This is a genomic window from Streptomyces sp. NPDC003248, from assembly GCF_055563235.1.
The window spans coordinates 95,428-114,271 of sequence record NZ_JBVHDT010000011.1; the positions used below are offsets into that span (position 1 = coordinate 95,428).

At 73.0% G+C, this 18,844-nt stretch carries 16 protein-coding genes and 1 pseudogene; 7 read left to right on the forward strand and 10 right to left on the reverse strand.

All coding sequences use genetic code 11. The features are described from left to right. Nucleotides 1–115: 115 nt before the first annotated feature. Together ACZ3KJ_RS24515 and ACZ3KJ_RS24520 are read right to left on the reverse strand one after the other, a co-directional pair. Complete coding sequence (locus tag ACZ3KJ_RS24515) at nt 116–1,762, reverse strand: ABC transporter substrate-binding protein (RefSeq protein WP_467530049.1); 1,647 nt, start codon at nt 1,760–1,762, stop codon at nt 116–118. A gap of 562 nt (nt 1,763–2,324) precedes the next feature. Then, a complete protein-coding gene (locus tag ACZ3KJ_RS24520) occupies nt 2,325–3,332 on the reverse strand; it encodes a DMT family transporter (protein ID WP_467530050.1) in 1,008 nt (335 codons plus the stop codon). Here ACZ3KJ_RS24520 and ACZ3KJ_RS24525 point away from each other — a divergent pair. Then, nucleotides 3,331–3,900 (forward strand): Lrp/AsnC family transcriptional regulator, encoded by a 570-nt coding sequence (locus ACZ3KJ_RS24525; protein ID WP_467530052.1) that lies wholly within the window; start codon nt 3,331–3,333, stop codon nt 3,898–3,900. The genes ACZ3KJ_RS24520 and ACZ3KJ_RS24525 overlap by 2 nt on opposite strands. Before the next feature lie 302 nt (nt 3,901–4,202). On the opposite strand, the pseudogene ACZ3KJ_RS24530 reads toward ACZ3KJ_RS24525, so the two are convergent. After that, a pseudogene (locus ACZ3KJ_RS24530) lies at nt 4,203–4,415 on the reverse strand (GntR family transcriptional regulator); the annotation flags it as partial. A gap of 110 nt (nt 4,416–4,525) precedes the next feature. Between ACZ3KJ_RS24530 and ACZ3KJ_RS24535 the strand changes: the two are divergent. Further along, nucleotides 4,526–5,119 carry a TIGR03086 family metal-binding protein gene (locus ACZ3KJ_RS24535; protein WP_467530054.1) on the forward strand — a complete coding sequence of 198 codons (594 nt, stop codon included), beginning with the start codon at nt 4,526–4,528 and terminating at the stop codon, nt 5,117–5,119. Between the two features lie 175 nt (nt 5,120–5,294). Here the strand turns inward: ACZ3KJ_RS24535 and ACZ3KJ_RS24540 are convergent, their stop codons facing one another. The 6 genes from ACZ3KJ_RS24540 to ACZ3KJ_RS24565 all read right to left on the reverse strand — a co-directional run bounded on the left by ACZ3KJ_RS24540 (nt 5,295) and on the right by ACZ3KJ_RS24565 (nt 11,585). Next, complete coding sequence (locus tag ACZ3KJ_RS24540; RefSeq protein ID WP_467530056.1) at nt 5,295–6,203, reverse strand: PfkB family carbohydrate kinase; 909 nt, start codon at nt 6,201–6,203, stop codon at nt 5,295–5,297. Nucleotides 6,204–6,320: 117 nt separating this feature from the next. Then, complete coding sequence (locus tag ACZ3KJ_RS24545; RefSeq protein ID WP_467530058.1) at nt 6,321–7,322, reverse strand: SIS domain-containing protein; 1,002 nt, start codon at nt 7,320–7,322, stop codon at nt 6,321–6,323. A gap of 85 nt (nt 7,323–7,407) precedes the next feature. Further along, entirely contained in the window at nt 7,408–8,253 is an 846-nt protein-coding gene (locus tag ACZ3KJ_RS24550) for an ABC transporter permease (RefSeq protein WP_467530059.1), read from the reverse strand. Then, nucleotides 8,250–9,161: an ABC transporter permease gene (locus tag ACZ3KJ_RS24555; protein WP_467530061.1), complete on the reverse strand. Its 912-nt coding sequence runs from the start codon at nt 9,159–9,161 to the stop codon at nt 8,250–8,252. The genes ACZ3KJ_RS24550 and ACZ3KJ_RS24555 overlap by 4 nt, the downstream gene beginning before the upstream one ends. After that, nucleotides 9,125–10,396 (reverse strand): polyamine ABC transporter substrate-binding protein, encoded by a 1,272-nt coding sequence (locus ACZ3KJ_RS24560; protein ID WP_467530063.1) that lies wholly within the window; start codon nt 10,394–10,396, stop codon nt 9,125–9,127. The genes ACZ3KJ_RS24555 and ACZ3KJ_RS24560 overlap by 37 nt, the downstream gene beginning before the upstream one ends. A gap of 16 nt (nt 10,397–10,412) precedes the next feature. Beyond that, nucleotides 10,413–11,585 (reverse strand): ABC transporter ATP-binding protein, encoded by a 1,173-nt coding sequence (locus ACZ3KJ_RS24565; RefSeq protein WP_467530064.1) that lies wholly within the window; start codon nt 11,583–11,585, stop codon nt 10,413–10,415. A 235-nt stretch (nt 11,586–11,820) separates the two neighbouring features. On the opposite strand from ACZ3KJ_RS24565, the gene ACZ3KJ_RS24570 reads away from it, so the two are divergent. Further along, entirely contained in the window at nt 11,821–12,918 is a 1,098-nt protein-coding gene (locus ACZ3KJ_RS24570) for a LacI family DNA-binding transcriptional regulator (protein ID WP_467530066.1), read from the forward strand. 198 nt (nt 12,919–13,116) lie between these two features. Here the strand turns inward: ACZ3KJ_RS24570 and ACZ3KJ_RS24575 are convergent, their stop codons facing one another. After that, a complete protein-coding gene (locus ACZ3KJ_RS24575) occupies nt 13,117–13,692 on the reverse strand; it encodes a TetR/AcrR family transcriptional regulator (protein WP_467530067.1) in 576 nt (191 codons plus the stop codon). Between the two features lie 263 nt (nt 13,693–13,955). On the opposite strand from ACZ3KJ_RS24575, the gene ACZ3KJ_RS24580 reads away from it, so the two are divergent. The 4 genes from ACZ3KJ_RS24580 to ACZ3KJ_RS24595 are packed head-to-tail and all read left to right on the forward strand — an operon-like array spanning nt 13,956 to nt 18,838. Beyond that, on the forward strand, nt 13,956–14,564 hold the full coding sequence (locus tag ACZ3KJ_RS24580) for a 2Fe-2S iron-sulfur cluster-binding protein (protein ID WP_467530069.1): 609 nt from the start codon (nt 13,956–13,958) through the stop codon (nt 14,562–14,564). Continuing rightward, nucleotides 14,561–15,553: an FAD binding domain-containing protein gene (locus tag ACZ3KJ_RS24585; RefSeq protein ID WP_467530071.1), complete on the forward strand. Its 993-nt coding sequence runs from the start codon at nt 14,561–14,563 to the stop codon at nt 15,551–15,553. Before ACZ3KJ_RS24580 ends, ACZ3KJ_RS24585 begins: the two co-directional genes overlap by 4 nt. After that, nucleotides 15,550–17,703 carry a xanthine dehydrogenase family protein molybdopterin-binding subunit gene (locus ACZ3KJ_RS24590; protein WP_467530073.1) on the forward strand — a complete coding sequence of 718 codons (2,154 nt, stop codon included), beginning with the start codon at nt 15,550–15,552 and terminating at the stop codon, nt 17,701–17,703. Before ACZ3KJ_RS24585 ends, ACZ3KJ_RS24590 begins: the two co-directional genes overlap by 4 nt. Beyond that, on the forward strand, nt 17,696–18,838 hold the full coding sequence (locus tag ACZ3KJ_RS24595) for an XdhC family protein (RefSeq protein WP_467530074.1): 1,143 nt from the start codon (nt 17,696–17,698) through the stop codon (nt 18,836–18,838). The genes ACZ3KJ_RS24590 and ACZ3KJ_RS24595 overlap by 8 nt, the downstream gene beginning before the upstream one ends. Nucleotides 18,839–18,844 lie beyond the last annotated feature (6 nt).

The following is an 18,844-nucleotide window of genomic DNA, read 5'->3' on the forward strand; positions in this document are numbered from 1 at the left end:
TTCGGGCCGGGGCCTGACCGGTCGTGACCACCGCAGGCCGGCCCGCTCGAGGTGGCGGCGCCGCCTTCCCGCCCCCGGTGACGGCCTGCTCGATCCTGGCCACGGCCTGCCGGCTTCAGCCGGCGGCGGCCTTCTTGATCCTGGCCGCCCAGGGGCCGATCAGGGCGAAGGGGCCGGGTTCCTCCAGTACGAGATCCTTCGACAGGGCGGTCGCGGTCTGCGCCCACCACAGCGGCAGGTAGGGCAGGGCGGCGGCGGACGTCTCGACGGCGGTCATCAGGTGCCTGCCCCGCTCCGCCCGGTCGGTGGTCCGGCGGGCGGCGGCCAGGGCGGTGTTCACCGTGGTGTCGTCGTAACGCGGCAGGTTGGTCGCGGTGGCGGAGGCGTCCAGGTAGGCGTTGGTGAGCTCCGCGGGATCGCCGGTGACGGGGAAGTACCACAGGAACTGCAAGGGCTTCCGGCCGGGCACGAGGTCGGCGATCCACTGCTCCAGCGTGACCTCCTTGACGTCGAGCGTGATGCCGAGCTTCTTCAGCGAGGCGGCCAGGGCCAGCGCGGCCTTGCCCAGTTGGGGGCCGCTGCTCGGGTAGCTGAGGTCGAGGGTGAAGCCGTCGCCGTGGGCGGACTTCGCCAGCTCGGCCTTGGCCCGGTCGAGGTCGAAGTCCCAGGCGGGCAGGGCCTTGTAGGCGTCGGCCACCTGGTCGGCGGTGAGCAGGTCCCCCCACATGTCGGGCGAGACCAGGGTGGCGGCCACCTCCGCCTTGCCGTGCAGGATGCCGCTGGTCATGCCGGCCCGGTCGGCGGCGTGGGCGAACGCCTTGCGGACGTGGACGTCGTCGAAGGGCGCCCGGGAGGTGTCGAACGCGAGGGCGACCACGGAGCGGTCGCCGGTGTAGGTGACCGAGGCGGTCGACTCCCAGGTGCGTGCCTCGTCGGAGGGCAGGTCCAGCGCGCCGTCGACGGAGCCGGACTTCATGGCCACGAGGCGTGTGCCGGCGTCGGGGATGAAGGACAGCTTCAACGTCTTGAGCGACGGCTCGCCGCCCCACCAGGCGTCGTTGCGTTCCAGGCCGACGTGGTCGTCGGCGGCGAAGGAGGTCACCTTGTAGGGGCCGGACCCCAGCAGCAGGGTCTTGGGGGTGCCCACGCTGCCCTTGTTCCGGGTGAGGAACGCCCTGCTGCTGATGAGCAGGGTGCCAGGGGTCGGCGTCCAGGCGAAGGCGGCGTCGGGTTCGGCGAGGCGGATGGTGATCTCCCGCGCGCCCGTGGCCTTGACCGAGGTGACACCGGCCCAGGCGTAGGCGAGAGCGCTGGAGTCGTCCCGGGCGGCCTGGATGGAGGCGAGCACGTCGTCGGGGGTGACCGTGGTGCCGTCGGAGAACCGGGCGTCGCGGCGCAGGGTGTACACGTACGTCCTGGCGTCGGGCTGCTTCCAGGACTCGGCCAGGGCGGGCTTCAGTTCGCCGGTGGGGCCGACCGAGAGCAGGGACTCCTGCACCAGGGCCGCGACGACGTAGTTGAGGATGCCCGACTCGCGGCTGACGTCCAGGGTCGAGATGGAGGAGGGCAGAGCCAGCGTCAGGGTGTCGATGGGGGTGTCCGTGCCCCGCGTGGCCGTCTCGCCCTCGGAGCCGGCGTCCGCTTCCCGGGGCGGGGGCGAACACGCCGAGAGGATCGCCGAGGCGGCGAGCACGCCGATGCCCGCTCCCGCCGTGCGCAGCATGACGCGCCGCCCGATCTGTCCGTCCGGCTCCGAAAGCACGGGAACCACCTATCCGTTCGCCAGGGCGTCCACTAGAAATGCCCAACTGGGCACGGACGGTATACGTATGCGTTTGAGAGTGTCAAAGGATTCCTGTGGGGCGAGGTCGGCCGGACGGGGGGCGGAGGGCGGTGGGGGTGTGGGTGATCCGGCCCCCGGGCCGTTCCCGCGGGCGGCGCCGGGCATCCGCTTCCCGCGGTCCCGCCCCTTCCGTGTGCGCTCCGCACACGCCCTTGCCCGTCCCGGGCGGTGGTCCATCCCGCGGTGCCGCAAGGGTTCGCCGCCGGCATCGGCGTGGTCGCCGGCACCACCCGGGCTTCCCGGCACACCGCACCCGCACTCCGTCCGGCGTGACCGGCACACGGACCACGGCGGGTTGCGGCTCTGATCCGCGACCGTGCTCCTGCCCGCGACGAGCCGGGCAACGGCCGTCAGCGTGACCGGCGGTCAGCTTCCGGCCGGGGGACGCCGGGCCGGCCGGACGGCGGAGGAACTCCCCTCGTGCAGGGGCCGCTCGCCCGGCAGCCGCGAACCCCGCTGCGCGGACGCCTTCGCGCTGACCCTAGTTCTGCTTGAGGAAAGGAAGCGGCTCTCCTGCGTTCCGCTCGTCGGAGAGTCCGGAACTGTCGGTGAACGTGTCACGGCGAGCCCGCGAATCCACCCGCACCCGTGCGGAAGCGCGACCGCGAGGCATCGGCGCCAGGCACATGGTGATCATTCCGGCGAGGATCAGCGCGCAGCCGGCCCACGCCGAGGGCGAGAGGTGTTCGTGGAGGAGGAGCACGCCGATCAGGGCCGCAGCAACGGGCTCGGCGAGGCTGAACGTCCCGGCCGTGGTCGCCCGCACTCGGCTGAGACCTAGGGTGAACAGCCAGTACGCGGCGGCGGTGGTGACGATGCCCAGCCAGCCGATCAGGGCGAGGGTGGTGGCGTCACCCACCGGGGCGGCATCCTTGATCATCCAGGGCAGCAGCGGGAGGGAGCCCACCAGCAGGGAGAGGGCGGAGAGCGCGGGCAGGTGGGCGGAGGGAGTGGCGGCGGCCAGTTTCTTGGCGAAGACGGTGTACAGGCCGTAGCAGGTACCGGCGGCCACGGCCAGGAGCAGGCCGAACGGATCCACGCCGGTGCTCCCCGGTGCCAGCAGGAGGGCGCAGCCGGCGACGGCCGCGCCGGTGCTGGCCATCCAGGCGGTCCCCATCCGTTCACCGATCACCCACCGGGCGCACAGACCGGTCGCGGCGGGGGCGGTGCCCAGGGCGATCACCGTGGCCAGAGCCGCGCCGGTCCGCGCCACCGAGGACAGAAAAGCCGCTTGGTAGATACCCGTCGAGAAGGCGCAGATCAGCAGTGGGTGCATGACGTCGCGCGCAGCCAGCGCCCGGACAGCTCGCGCACGAAGGGTGAACGCCCCGAGGATCAGTCCGCCCGCGAGCAGGCGCCAGCCGCCCAGGGCCGCGGACGTCATGGTGCCGGCCGCCAGCACCTGGGCCGGGCCGACAGTGCCCCACAGCACTGCCGCCGACAGCACCAGAACCGCGCCGGCCGCCGGGCTGTTCTTCCGTATGTCCATGACCGGCGAGACTAGGCAGAAGTGTGACCGGAGCACCTGCGCTCCGCATTTCGTTCGGCATATAGTCGTTTCCGTGGAACTTGATGCGCTGGATCGGGTCCTGCTGCGAGAGTTGCAGAACGATGCACGGCAGACCAACCGCGACCTCGCCGGGAAGGCGGGGGTCTCGCCTTCCACGTCGCTGGAGCGGGTGAGACTGCTCCGCGAGCGCGGTGTGATCACCGGGTACCACGCTGCCCTGGACCTCGATGCGGCCGGCCGCCCCGTCCAAGCGCTCATCTCCGTGCGCATCCGGCCTCCGGCACGCGCCGTCATCGAGGGGTTCCGGGAATGGGCAGCGCGGCTGCCCGAGGTGATCGGCTTGTTCGTCACCTCGGGCACTCACGACTTCCTCCTCCACGTGGCCGTCCCCGATGTGGACGGCGTGTACGCCTTCGTCATCGACCGCCTCACCGAACGCCGTGAAGTCGTCGACGTGCAGACCACGCTGGTGTACGAGCACGTCCAGCTCCGCTGTATCGAGCCGGCCGGCCCGGATCGGCCCCGCTCCGCACGCACAGCCCGCTGACCGGCCTCCAGTTCCGGCGGGGCGGTCGTCGGCATGACCGGGATTCGCTCTGCCGTCCGACCTGTCGGCAGCGCCTCCTGACCCGGATACGCAGGGCATGGAACGCGCCGGAAGGTCGTCGTGGTGATGCTGAATCGGGGGCGCGGGTGGGGGCGCTTCCTGCCGCGTTCCGGTCCCGCGGCGGGCCGGGTGCGCGGTGCAGGCCCGGCTCGATGCCCGGGGCGCAGTCCGGAGCCGGTGGTGCCGGCGGCGGTCGCGGCCCCCTGCGTGGGCAGGCCCGTCGAACGCGCGTAGGTCCCGCAGCCGACCCTGCTGTCCGCGTAGCCCTCGGCGACGAGCCGTTCCTGGGCCACACCGACGGTGTTGCGGGCCAGCGAGAGGCGGCGGCTCAACTCCCGCGCTGGGGGCAGCGGATCACCGGGCCGTAGCAGTCCCTCGTGGATCGCGGTGCGCAACTGGCGGCAGATCTGGCCGGACAGGTCGCGCTGCCCGTCAAGCCAGACGTACACGTCCATCTCGGCCTTCCAGCACGGCAGTCGCCCGCTCCCAGTCCGGCAATTGGCTCAACCATGGGGGAGCTGATTGGCCCTGGAACCGAACCACTGGGTGCTTTTACGCTCCGGCCATGGACATACGACGGCTGGACCGCCAGGCGCTGCTGCTGACCGGGGAGGTGGTCTCCCAGGTGAAGACCGGCCACTTGAGAGGGGCGACGCCGTGCGCGGACTGGACCCTGTACGGCCTGCTTCGCCATCTGGTCAGCCAGAACCAGGGGTTCGCCGCCTCCGCTCGCGGCGCGGGTGAGCCGTGGGCCGTATGGCACGCCGGCGACCTCGGCGATGACCCGGCAGGAGCGTATGAGGCGTCGGTGGGCGAGGTCACCGCCGCGTTCGCGCAGGACGAGGTGCTGGAGCGGCCGTTCGCGCTGCCGGAGGTGGGGGAGGGGTTCGCTGTCCCCGGACGGACGGCGATCGGCTTCCACCTGCTCGACTACGTGGTGCACGCCTGGGACGTCGCGGTGACGATCGGCGCCCCGTGGGAACCCGCCGCCGAACTCACCGCTGCCGCGCTGCGCGTCGCCGCCCTGGTCCCGGACGAGGGCCGCGGGGCCGGTGCCGCGTTCCGCCGACGGATCGCGGTGCCCGACGACGCCCCGCCGGGCGACCGGTTGCTCGCCCTGCTCGGCCGCGACCCGTCCTGGACGCCGGGGCCGTGCTGAGGAGCCGCCGGCACAAGGGCCCGGCCGGGCACTCCCTCGGCGACCGCGCCGCGGCGAACGGCGGCCGGCAGCGGCGTGCGCGGTCGCCCGAGCGGTCCGCTGATCGCCGGCGTCACCGACGGCACCGGCGAGCTCGACCTGTGGTGCGGCGTGTTCTGTCGTCCGGGCCAGCCGGTCAGTGGGATGCGGGCCTGCTCGTGTCCCGTTCGCCGGCCCGTGCCGTGGGTGCGGGCCGGCCGTGGCCGAAGGCGGACTCCACGAAGCACTGCTGGTACGCCGCCTGTGCTCCCTGGTGCAGGGCATGTCGCAGTGCCGCGGGGCCCGGCGGAACCCGCCGGGACCATCCGTCGTGGAGGAGTGACACGACGAACCCGGCGAGGAAGGCGTCTCCGCAGCCCATCGTGTCGGACATGGCCGCGGGGTCCGCGGCGCGGGCCGGTGCGGCGGCGGTGACGCGGCCGTCGTGCGCGATCGCCCCGTCGAGGCCACGGGTGGCCAGAGCCATGCCCGCGCCCCGCCGTACCGCCTCGGCGAGCAGCGCGCCCGTGGCGGCCTCGTCCAGGTGGGAGCAGGAGAACAGGGCCAGGTCCACATGGGGGCAGACGCGCTCGAGGTACGCGGGTGTGCGGTACTCGTCCTCGTCGGAGAAGTCGAAACCGACGAGCGGTCCGGCCGCGGCGAGCCGGGGGAGTTCGGCCTCGGTGCCGGAGTAGACGCTGGAGTGCACGAGCGTGAACGACGCCGCGTAGGCCAGCAGGCCGGGGTCGAGGACGAGTGGTTCGCGGACGGCGTCGCCGCCGGGGGCGTAGTCCAGGAAGACCCGGTCGCCGTCCTGCACGTGCAGGGTGGAGACCGAGGTCGCGCCGCGGCGCACGACGCAGCGGTCCACGGCGACGCCCTGCGCTGCCACGGCCGCGCGCAGGAAGGCGGCGAGGCCGTCGTCGCCGAACACCCCCAGATAGGCGGCGTCCAGGCCGAGCCGGCGGGCGTAGACGGCGACGTTGACACAGTTGCCGCCCGGGTAGTCGGTGCCGCGGTCCACGAAGCGGTCGATGGTGTTGTCGCCGAAGCCGAGGACGTTCATCAGGGTCTCCCGAGGCGCGGACGCGGCGCGCGGGGAAGCGCGGCGCCCGCCATGGGCGCGCCGGTGCCGGGGCACCGGCGCGCGGGGTGGATGGACGAGGGGAACCGGTCGGGCGGGTCAGTAGTCCATGACGCGGTAGTAGCGGCGCAGGTCGAGGGAGTGGTCACGGACCCGCTCCAGGTGCTTGCTGACCCGGTCCATCACGGTGTCCAGCACCAGCGGGGCGAGGAGCCCGCGGAACCGTGGGCTGATGCCCTCCAGGGGGTAGTCGCGGGTGTCGAAGACGGTGACGTTCTTGGAGACGCGCCGGGCGAAAGCCTCCGCCCGGTCGGTCAGGGCCCGCGTCTCGTCCTCCCCCTGGAAGACGATCACGCTGGTGTCCTCCTCCAGCAGTTCCAGCGAGCCGTGGAAGAACTCCGCGCTGTGCACCCGGGTGGTGCGCAGCCACTGCATCTCCTCCAGGATGCACATCGAGTACAGGTAGGTGAATCCCCACAGGTTTCCGCCGCCGATGAGGAAGTGGTAGGCGTCGTCCTTGTGGGCCTCCGCGAAGGCCGCCGCCACCGGCTCGGCCTGCCGGGCGACGTCCACCAGGACGCGGGGCAGGCCCGCGAGTTCGTCGGCGAGGCGCTCGTAGCCCTCGAACTCGCCCCGCCGGGAGAGCAGTCGGCCCATGAACAGGAGCATCTGGACGTCGAACGGCCAGGCCTTGGGCTCGGAGATCAGCGCGGTGTCGACGGCCTGGGCGACGGGGGAGTCGGGGATGCCGGTGAAGCCGATCGTGTGGGCGCCGAGGGACTTGCAGTAATCGATGGCGCGGAGACTGTCCTCCGTGGTGCCGGAGACGGAGGTGAAGACGGCGGCGGTGCGCTCGCCGAGGCGGGCGTCGCCGGAGACGACCAGCTCGGCGGCGACGGCGGCCCGCACCGGCAGCAGCGAGGTGCGGCGGGCGAGGTGCTCGTAGGGCCACATCTGCGCGTACGTCCCGCCCGCGCCGACGAGGAGGACGTTGTCGTAGCCGTCGTCGATCAGGCGGTCGACGAGCTCTTCGATCCGGGGGCGCAGCGTCACGAGGCTTTCCGTCTGGGAGACGAACTCGGCTTCGTTGAACTTGAGCACGGTGATCTTTCCTTTGGAGGTTGTTCCGTACCGGCCGGCGGGCGCCGGTGAGCCGGTGTCCGAGAGGCGCGGTGGACCGGATCGGTCAGACCGCGCGGCGCCGGGAGAACAGGACGTTCGCTCCGGCGATGATCAGGCCGCCGACGAAGATCAGCGTCCCCATGACGTTGACCTGCGGGGGCACGCCCGTACGGCTGGCGCTGTAGACCCACAGCGGGAAGGTGACCGTACGGCCGGCGTTGAAGCTCGTGATGACGTAGTCGTCGATCGACAGGGCGAAGCACAGCAGGGCGCCGGAGGCCACGCCGGGCAGCAGGACCGGCAGGGTGACCAGCCGGAACGCCGTCCAGGGACCCGCCCCCAGGTCGCGGGCGGCCTCCTCCAGCGTCGGGTCGTGGCCCGCCATGCGCGCCCGGACGGTGATCGCGACATAGGGGATGCAGAACGCCACGTGCGCGACGACGACCGTCCAGTAGCCGCGGGGCACGCCCGTGACGATGAACAGCGACAGCAGGGCGGCGCCGAGCGCGATCTCCGGTGCCGCGATGGCGGCGAACATCAGCAGGTCCACCGATCCCCGGCCGCGGAAGCGGTAGCGGCCGAGCGCCAGCCCGATCGGAGTGCCCAGGAGCGTGGCGACCACGGCGACGACCAGGGCGATGGTGAGGCTGTTGACCAGTGCGGCGGTCAGGTTGGGGATGGCGAACAGATGCCGGTACCAGTCCAGGGTGAAGCCCTGCCAGGTGAAGTTCACCTTGCTGCCGGTGTCGTTGAAACCGAACAGGACCATCACGGCGATCGGCAGCATCAGCCAGCCCAGCACCAGCACCGTGTACACGGCCAGCGTGGGGCGGCGGCGCACCCGCCGGGTGGGACGTGACCGCGGCGCGGCGGGCGGGCCGGCCGCGGGGGCGGCGGTTCGTGTGCTCATCGCGCGGCCACCTCCAGGACCTCGTCGGTGCCCAGGGCACGGGCGTAGGTGAACACGGCGAGCAGCAGCGCGCCCATGAGGACGAAGGACAGGGCGGCGGCGCTCGGGTAGTCGAGGTTGGTGAAGTACTCCGTCTGGATGATGTTGCCGATCATCGTGGTGGAGGGGCCGCCGAGGATGCCGGCGTTGACGTAGTCGGCGCAGGCGGGCACGAAGGTCAGCAGCACTCCGGCGAAGACGCCGGGCAGCGACAGCGGCAGCACCACGCGCAGGAAGGTCGCCGCCCGGGAGGCGTACAGGTCGGTCGAGGCCTCGATCACCTTGGGGTCCACCCGTTCCAGGGCCACGTAGACGGGCAGCACCATGAACGGCAGGAAGTTGTAGGTCAGTCCGCCGATCACCGCGTAGGGCGTGGCCAGCAGGTGGAAGTCGTCGGGGAGCAGGCCGATGTCCTTCAGCGGTCCGAGCAGGACGCCGTGGTCGGCGAGCACCACGTTCCAGGACTGGGTGCGGATGACGAAGGAGACGAAGAACGGCAGCAGGAGCAGGAAGAGGAACGCCGACTTGTGCCGGCCGGCCCGGAAGGCGATCCAGTAGGCGACCGGGTAGCCGATGAGGGCGCAGGAGACGGTGGCCGCGGCGCCGTAGACCAGGGACCGCACCAGCTGTACGTGGTAGGTGCGCACCACGTCGGCGTAGGTCTGGAAGTGGAAGGTCTGGCGGAAGCCGTCGATGAAGTCACCGGTCTGGAGCGACAGGGACACCATCACGATCACGGGGGTGACGAAGAAGGCCGCCAGCCACAGCCAGCCCGGCAGGATCATCCAGTAGGGGGCCAGTGCGGCCGCGGGACGCCCGCGGCGGCGCCGGGTCAGGCCTGGTAGATCGGTTCGAACAGCGCGTTCCACTGCTTCTCCTCCTCTTCGTCGAGCACCCGCAGGTGGCGCAGCCTGGCTTCGTCGGCCTCGGTCGGGAAGACCAGGGGGCTGGTGCTCAGCGCCTCGAGCACGGTGCGCCGCTCGCCGGTGGCGGCGGCCGCGTCGCGGGCGACGACCGCTTGCGCGCCGGGGACGGGGCAGACGAACTGCACGGTCTCGCTGATCCGCGCGGCGACCTCGGGCCGGTAGGCGTAGTCGATGTAGGTCAGGGCGTCGACGGGGTGGGCGGCCGTCGACGGGATGCAGAGGTTGTCGGTCCACAGCAGACCGCCTTCCTCGGGGATGACGAACTCCAGCGCCGAGCCGCTCTGGTTGGCCTGGAAGACGTCGCCCGAGTAGACGAGCGAGGCCGCCAGGTCGCCGCGCTGGAGCGAGGACTGGTAGGTGGCGGTGCTGTAGGAGCGGACCATGCCGGCGTCGCGCTGCCCGCGCAGCCAGGCCGCCGCCTTGCGCCAGTCGGCGGGGGTGGAGGTCTCCGGGTCGACACCGACGGCCAGCAGGGCGACGTTGCCCATCTGCACCGCGTCGTTCCACATGCCGACCCTGCCGCGCAGCTTGGGGTCGAGCAGGTCCTGCCAGCTGGTGATCTCCCGGCCGACCTGGGCCGGGTCGTAGCCGATGCCGGTCATGCCGGACTGCCAGGGGACGGTGTAGACGTTGCCGGGGTCGAAGGAGCTGTTCTTGAACGCGGCCCCGCCGTACTCGGCGAAGTGCGGCAGCCGGCTGTGGTCGAGGGGTGCGAGGTAGCCGAGCTGGATGTACTTGGTGAGGTAGCTGTCGCCGCCGACGACCATCAGGTCGTAGCCGATGCCCTGGCCGGAGGCGAACTCGGGCTGGATCCTGCCGAACCAGGAGGCGCTGTCGTCGATCAGCTCGCTGTAGGCGACCTCGATGCCGCTGGCGCGGGTGAAGGCGTCGAGGGTGGGGTGTCTGCTCTGGTCGGCGGGGTCGACGTCGATGTACTGCGTGTAGTTGACGAAGTCCAGCTTTCCGGACTTCTTCTTCCCGGTCCAGAAGTCGCTGACGGCCGCGGCGATCTCCGCCTCGCCGGTGGGGACGTGTACGCGGGCGCCGGGAACGCTGCACGCGGCGAGCGGGGCCAGCGCGGCGGCGCCGAGCGCGGCGCGCAGCAGACCGCGCCGGGTACAGCCGTGCGGGGCCGGTCCGCGCCGCCGGGGCGCGAAGGGGGTGGAGTGCTCGGGCATGGTGGTCTGCCTGTCGTCAGCGCGGGGTGAGGGAAGCCGGGTCCGCGGCGGTCGCCGCGGGTGCGGGTGCGGTGGTGAGCAGGTAGGAGTGGTCGACGGCCCAGGAGAGCCAGACGGTGTCGCCGCGGGCGGGGCTGACGGACGCGGTGCCGTCGTTGGGCTGGAAGACCGTCATCTCCGCGCCCGCGGCGGTGTCCACCGTGTAGCTGGTGGAGGTACCGAGGTAGACCACCTCCCGGACGGTGCCGCGGATACGGCTCGCGGCGTCGGCCGGCCCGGCGGTCAGCGTGATCTTCTCCGGCCGCACCGTGAGCTCGACGGCCGACCCGGCGGTGCGGGAGCCGCGCAGGGGGACGGTGACGCGCTGGCCGTCGCCGAGGTCGAGCACCCCGGTCTCCGCTTCCACGGAGGCCAGCCGTCCGCCGATCAGGTTGGACGTGCCGATGAAACCGGCGACGAACGCGGTGGCGGGCCGTTCGTACACCTCCCGGGGAGGGGCGACCTGCTCGACCAGGCCGTGGTTCATCACCGCGATCCGGTCGGACATGGTCAGGGCCTCGGCCTGGTCGTGCGTGACGTAGATGAAGGTGATGCCCACCTCGCGCTGGATCCGCTTGAGCTCCAGCTGCATGGACTGGCGGAGCTTCAGGTCGAGGGCGCCGAGGGGCTCGTCCAGCAGCAGCGCGCGGGGGCGGTTGACCAGGGCGCGGGCGAGTGCGACGCGTTGCTGCTGGCCGCCGGAGAGCCGGCTGGGGCGGCGGTCGGCCTTGTCGGCGAGTTCGACGGTGCGCAGGATCTTCTGGACCCGGTCGCGGACCTCGTCCTTGGGCACGCGCTTGCGGCGCAGCCCGAACGCCACGTTGTCGGCGACGCTGAGGTGCGGGAAGAGGGCGTAGGACTGGAAGACCATGTTGACGTCGCGCTTGTCGGCCGGCACGCCGACCATGTCACGGCCGTGCAGCAGGATCTGTCCGCGGGTCGGTTCCTCGAAGCCGGCGATCATCCTCAGCGTGGTGGTCTTGCCGCAGCCGGAGGGGCCCAGCAGCGAGAAGAACTCCCCTTCGCCGATGGAGAGGTCGACGCCGCGGACGGCTGCCGCGTTCCGGGTGCCGCCGAAGTCCTTGGCCACGTCGACGAGCGCGATGGCCGGTCCTGCGGCCGGTGGCGGCGAAAGGGTGTCGGTTGCCATCCGTGAGACCTCCGGTGTTCGGGGCGTGGGATCGGGGCCGCCAGGGGCAGGGGCGTGCTGTGGTCGGCCCGGGGGAAAAGGCAGGCGAGCGGGTGCCGGTGAGAGTTGATAACGTTACCAACGGACCCGTACCTTACCCACCGGCAGCCGCCGTCCGTCAATGGTTGAATGGCGCCGGATTTCATCGCCCCGTTCCCCAGCGTCCACCGAGCCGCCCCTCACGAAGAGACCGCCCATGCCGAACACTCCACGGCCGCCGCGCCGCGTCACCATCCCCGACGTCGCCCGGCACGCCGGCGTCGGACAGGCCACCGCCGCACGCGTCCTGGGCGGATACGGCTCGGCGAGCCCGGCCACCAGGGAACGGGTGCTCGCCGCCGCCGCCGAACTGGGCTACAGCACCAACGCGGTGGCCCGGAGCATGATCAGCGGACGCACCCACACGCTGGGCGTGGTCGTCGCCGACATCGAGAACGCCTACTTCGCCCGCGCCGTGCGCGGGGTCACCGACGTCGCGGCCAAGGCCGGCCTCCAGGTCGTCCTCGCCAACAGCGACGAGAACGGCGAGACGGAGAAGGCCGCGGTGCAGATGTTCATCGAGCGGCGCGTGGACGGCCTGGTCGTGGCACCCGCGGCCGCCGATCACGACCACCTCGACAAGGCCGTCGCCGCGGGCATCCCGGTGGTCCTTCTGGACCGTGTGGTCAGCGGCGCCGCGCTCGACACGGTGGTGGTGGACAACCGCGGTGCCGCCCAGGCCGCGGTGGCCAGGTTCACGGATGCCGGGCACACCCGCATCGCGGTGATCACCTCGGCGTCTCCCGACGAGAACGCCGCGCTGCTCGCGCCGGGCGCGGACATCTGGACCACGACCGAGCGACTCACCGGCTACCGCAAGGCGCTGCGTGCCGCCGGTATCCCGCGCGGGGCGGAACTCATCCGGCACACCGGATACGACCGGACCTGGGCGCGCTCCGCCGTCATGGAGCTGATGAGCTCACCCGACCGGCCCACCGCGCTGTTCGCCACCGACGACGTGGCCACGCTCGGGACCCTCGACGCCCTGCTCGACCTCGGAGCCCGCATCCCCGACGACGTCTCCGTCATCGGCTTCGACGACGCGGAGTGGGCCACCCTCGTCCGGCCCCGGCTGAGCGTGGTCAGCCAACCGGTCCAGGACCTGGGCGGGCTGGCGGCCGACATCCTGGTCCGCCGCATCAATGGCTCCACGGCCCGGACCCGCCGCCACACCCTCCACACCGCCTATGTCCCGCGCGAGTCGACCGGCCCCGCTCCCGCCCGGGTAAGGAGGTTCCGGATGCCGGGGGAGTGACGTCGAGCGGCGCACCGGGGCGTCCCTCGCGGCCTGGGGTGCGGTGGGTCTGTTCTCGTTTCGGTCGTCCCTCGCGGCCTGGGTGGGGTGCGGTCGGTCTGTTCTCGTTTCGGCCGTCCCCCGCGACCCGGCCCCGCTCGGTCCGCTCCCGCCCCGGCCGCGTGGCGGTCCGGGTCATGTCCGGCCGGCCTCCGGGCCCTAGGAGGGCGCTCCCGTCCGCAGGCCGGCCATGACGAGGTCCAGGAGGCGGGTGACCCGCGGCTGCCACTCGCCGCCCGGATCGATCATCCAGAGGCCGGCGATGAGCAGGAGGAAGTCCTCGCCGGTCACTCCCGGGCGGATGGTGCCGGCTTCCTCGCCGGCCCGCAGCAGGGCCTCGGCCGCGTCGGCCACGGGGGTGGGGGCCGGTTTCTCCGGGCTCCCCGGGGCGCCGGTGACCTGGCGGATGGCGTCCGCGAGGCCGGCCTTGGCCATGGCGAACCGGGCGAGGTGGTCCATCCACTCCCGCAGGGCGCGGTCCGGCTCCCGGGTCTGGAGCAGCTGGGCCGCGGAGTCGGCGACCTGCTGCATCTCGTGGCGGTAGATCTCCAGGACCAGGGCCTCGCGGTTGGGGAAGTTGCGGTAGAACGTGCCCTGTCCGACGCCCGCCTTCTTGGCTATCAGGCTCAACGGGGCGTCCGCGCAACGCGTCAGTTCGGCCAGGGCCACTTCCAGGATGCGCTCGCGGTTGCGCTGCGCATCCGAGCGCAGGGGCGCGTCCTTGTTCTGCCGCACTCGTCCTCCTCGTCAGCCCGGTTCCGCGAACCGGCCTTGCTGAGCGGACAGTTGTCCGCTACGTTTCTCATTAACGGACAACTGTCCGTTTGAGTCCAGTTCAGGGGCGGACGCGATCCGGGCCGGACGGCCGCCCCGGGGTTCCTTCCCCGTGTCCGCATGATGACAAGCCGGCACCGCCCCGTACAGCGCCACCCCGCCCAGGTTCACGCCCGCCGGACCGTCCCGCCGACGCGCTCCGGACATGCGAAAGAAGGCTGATCATGGCCCCGCCCACCACGTCGACGTACAGCGCCGTCACCCTGAACGTCAACGGCGAGAAGCACGCGCTCTCCGTCGACCACCGCACCACCCTGCTCGACGCGCTGCGCGAGCGCCTCGACCTGACCGGCACCAAGAAGGGCTGCGACCAGGGACAGTGCGGCGCCTGCACGGTACTGATCGACGGCCGCCGGGCCGTCTCCTGTTTACAGCTCGCGGTGGCGGCCGAGGGCCGGGAGATCACCACCATCGAAGGGGTCGCCGACGGCGACCGGCTGCACCCCGTGCAGCAGACGTTCCTCGACCTGGACGGCTACCAGTGCGGCTACTGCACGCCGGGCCAGATCTGTTCGGCCATCGCCGTGATCGAGGAGCACGCCGCGGGCTGGCCGAGCGCCGCCACCGGCGACGTCCGCCCCGAGGCCGGGCCGCCACCGCTGACCGACGACGAGATCCGCGAGCGGATGAGCGGCAACCTGTGCCGCTGCGGCGCGTACGTGTCGATCGTCCGGGCGGTCGCCCGGGCGGCCGCGGCCGACGAGCGCGTCGCGACCGGTGAGCGCGTCGCGGCCGGTGAGCGCGTCGCGGCCGGTGAGGAGAGCGCGGCATGAGGGAGTTCGGCTACCAGCGCGCGTACGACGTCGCCGGCGCGGTGGCGCTGCTCGACGCCGATCCGGACGCGCGGTACGTCGGCGGCGGCACCAACCTCGTCGACCTGATGAAGACCGGCGTGGAGCGGCCCGGCCGCCTCGTCGACATCCGCGAACTGCCGCTGGACGACATCGAGCCGGCGCGGGACGGCGGGCTGCGCATCGGCGCCACCGTCACCAACAGCGACCTCGCCGCCCACCCCGAGGTCCGGCGCCGCTACCCGGCGCTGGCGCAGGCCGTGCTCGCCGGTGCCTCCGGGCAGCTGCGCAACATGGCCACGGTCGGCGGGAACCTGCTCCAGCGCACCCGCTGCGGCTACTTCACCGACACCACCAAGCCGTGCAACAAGCGCGTCCCCGGCAGCGGCTGCCCCGCCGTCAGGGGCGAGCACCACAACCACGCCGTCCTGGGCGCCTCCGAGCACTGCGTGGCCGTGCACCCCTCGGACCTGGGCGTGGCACTGACCGCCTTCGACGCCGTCGTCACCTACGAGACCGCCGACGGGCCCGGCGAGACGCCGATCGGCGCGTTCTACCTGCCCGTGGGCGACACCCCGCACCGGGAGACCGCCCTGCCGCCGGGGGCGCTGATCACCGGCGTGACGCTGCCGCCCGCCCCCGTGGCCGCGCACTCGCGTTACCGCAAGGTGCGCGAGCGCGCCAGCTACGCGTTCGCCGTCGGCTCGGTCGCCGCCGCGCTCGACGTCCGGGACGGCGTCGTACGGGAGGCGCGCCTGGCCCTCGGGGCGGTCGCGTCCCGGCCCTGGCGCGCCACGGCCGCCGAGCGCGTTCTCACCGGCGCACCGGCCGACGCCGCGACCTTCGCCGCCGCCGCGGACGCCGAACTGGCCGCCGCCCGGCCGCTGCCCCACAACGCGTACAAGGTGACCCTGATGCGCAACCTCGTGGTCGCCGTGCTCAGCGAACTCACCGAGGAGGCCGCCCGATGACCACCACCACCGCGGCCGCGACCGCGCACCCTGCCGTCGGCACCGCGCACACCCGGGTGGAGGGCCGGGACAAGGTCACCGGAGCCGCCCGCTACGCGGGCGAGATCCCCTTCGCCGGGCTCGCCCACGGCTGGCTGGTGCTCTCCACCGTCGCCCGCGGCCGGATCCGCTCCGTGGAGGACGGCCCCGTCCTGCGCATGCCCGGGGTCCTCACCGTCCTGCACCACGGCAACGCCCCCCGCGTCGACATCGACTTCGTCAGCATGCTGGGGACCCGGCCGGACCCCACCGCCGCCCTCTTCCAGCACGACCGCGTGCCGCACGCGGGCTGGCCGGTGGCCCTGGTCGTCGCGGAGACGCCCGAACAGGCCAGGGAGGCGGCGGAGACGCTGGTCGTGCACTACGAACAGCAGCCGCACGACGTCGCCTTCACCGGAGACCACCCGGACGCCCACCCGGTGGACGGTCACATGCCGGCGGTGACGGAGAAGGGGGACCTGGAGGCACAGCTCGCCGCGTCCGCCGTCGTCCTGGACGCCGAGTACACCACGCCGGAGGAACACCACAACCCGATGGAGCCGCACGGGGCGACCGCCCTGTGGGACGGCGGCCGGCTCGAGGTCGTCGACTCCAACCAGGGCACCACCTGGGTCCAGAACGAGCTGGCCCGGATGTTCTCGCTCGACCCCTCCTCGGTGCGGGTGCGCTCCGAGCACGTCGGCGGCGGCTTCGGCAGCAAGGGCGTACGCGCGCACCAGGTGGGCGCGGTGATGGCCGCGACCGTCCTGCGGCGCCCGGTGCGGCTCGTCATGACGCGCCGCCAGATGTTCTCCCTGGCCGGCTACCGCAGCCCCACCGTGCAGCGGGTCAGGCTCGGCGCCGACGCGGACGGACGGCTGCGCGCCCTGGAGCACACCTCGCTCAGCGTCACCTCCACGGTGCACGAGTTCGTCGAGCCGAGCGCCGGGGTGGCCCGGGTGATGTACGACGCCGACGCCCACCACACCGCCAACCGGGTCGTACGCCTCGACGTGCCGACCCCCACGTGGATGCGCGCGCCGGGCGAGGCGCCGGGTTCGTACGCGCTGGAGGCCGCGCTCGACGAACTCGCCGAGAAGTGCGGCGTCGACCCGATCGAACTGCGCCTGCGCAACGAGCCCGACAAGGGCCCCGTCTCCGGACTGCCGTTCGGCAGCCGCAACCTGGTCGCCTGCTTCCGGGAGGGCGCCCGCCGCTTCGGCTGGGCGGGCCGGGACCCGCGCCCCGGCCTGCGCCGGGACGGACGCTGGCTGCTCGGCACCGGTACCGCGGCGGCCTCCTTCGGCGCGGGGGCCGCACCCTCCACGGCGGCCGTGACCGCCGAGGCCGACGGCACCTTCACCGTGCGGATCGCCGCCGCGGACATCGGCACCGGCGCGCGCACCGCGCTCACCCTGATCGCAGCCGACGCCCTGGCCACCACGCGGGACCGCGTCCGGGTGCGGATCGGCGACAGCGACTTCGGCCCGGCGATGATCGCGGGCGGCTCCATGGGCACCCGCTCCTGGGCGTGGGCGGTCGAGGCCGCCGCACGCGACCTGCGGGAGCGGCTCGTCCCGGGCGGCACCGTGCCGCCCGAGGGCATCACGGCGCGCTCGGACACCTCCGCCGCCGTCGGCGCGCTGCCGCCCGTGGAACGGCACTCCTACGGGGCGCAGTTCGCCGAGGTCGCCGTGGACGTCACGACCGGCGAGGTGCGCGTACGGCGCATGCTCGGCATCTTCGCGGCCGGACGTATCGTCAACCCGCTCACGGCACGCAACCAGCTCGTCGGCGGCATGATCTGGGGCATCTCCATGGCCCTGCACGAGGAGGCCGTCCGCGACGGCGACCTGGGCGCCCACGTCGGCGCCGACCTCGCCGGCTACCACTTCGCCGCGCACGCCGACGTGACCCGCGTCGAGGCCGACTGGGTGGACGACGTCGACCCGGACGACCCGGTCGGCATCAAGGGCGTCGGCGAGATCGGCGTCGTGGGCGCCGCGGCCGCCGTCGCCAACGCCGTCTGGCACGCGACCGGCATCCGCCACCGGAACCTGCCCATCCGGCCCGACCGCGTCCTGCGGCCCGACCGCGTCCTGCGGGCCGCCGGCGGAGCGCCGGATGCTTGACCTCGCCGAGGAACTGGAACGCTGGGTCGCTCAGGGCAGGGACTTCGCGGTGGCCACCGTCGTCACCGTCGACGGCAGCGCGCCGCGCGGCCCCGGCGCCGCCCTCGCCGTAGACCGCGACGGCACGGTGATCGGCTCGGTCTCCGGCGGCTGCGTGGAGGGAGCGGTGTACGACCTGTGCCGCCAGGCGCTGGGGGACGGCCGCACGGTGACCGAACGGTTCGGCTACAGCGACGAGGACGCCTTCGCGGTCGGACTGACCTGCGGCGGGACCGTCGAGGTGATGGTCACCCCGGTCGCCGCGCAGGCACCCGTCAGGGCGGTGTTCGCCGCGGCGCTGGCGTCCGCCGCCCGGGGCCGGCCGGCGGCCCTGGCCCGGGTGGTGCGGGGCCCGGCCGGCCTCCTGGGCCGCGCCCTGCTCGTGCGCCCCGACGGCTCGTACGAGGGCGCGCTGGGCGGTCACCCGCACCTGGACCGCACCGCGGCGGCCGAGGCGCACGCCCTGCTGGAGGCCGGGCGCACCGGTACGGTCGGCCTCTCGGAGGACGGATCGCACTGCCCCGGCGGTCTCACCCTGCTGGTCGAGTCGAGCGTGCCGCCGCCGCGCATGATCGTGTTCGGCGCGGTGGACTTCGCCGCGGCGCTCGTCCGCGCGGGGAAGTTCCTGGGATACCGGGTGACCGTGTGCGACGCCCGGCCGGTCTTCGCCACCCCGGCCCGCTTCCCCGAGGCGGACGACGTCGTGGTCGACTGGCCGCACCGCTACCTGCGGAGCACGCCGACCGACGCGCGCACCGTGCTGTGCGTGCTCACCCACGACGCCAAGTTCGACGTGCCCCTGCTGGAGACGGCCCTGCGGCTGCCGGTGGCGTTCGTCGGCGCGATGGGTTCGCGCCGCACGCACGAGGACCGCGACCGGCGGCTGCGCGACGTGGGCCTGACCGAGTCGGAGCTGGCCCGGCTGCACTCGCCGATCGGGCTCGACCTCGGCGCCCGCACGCCGGAGGAGACCGCGCTGTCCATCGCGGCGGAGATCGTCGCGGTCCGGCGGGGCGGCACGGGGCTGCCGCTGACCGGATCGGGCACGCCGATCCACCGGGACGGGGCGGAGCGGACGGCCGCGGCGGCGGCCTGAGACCCG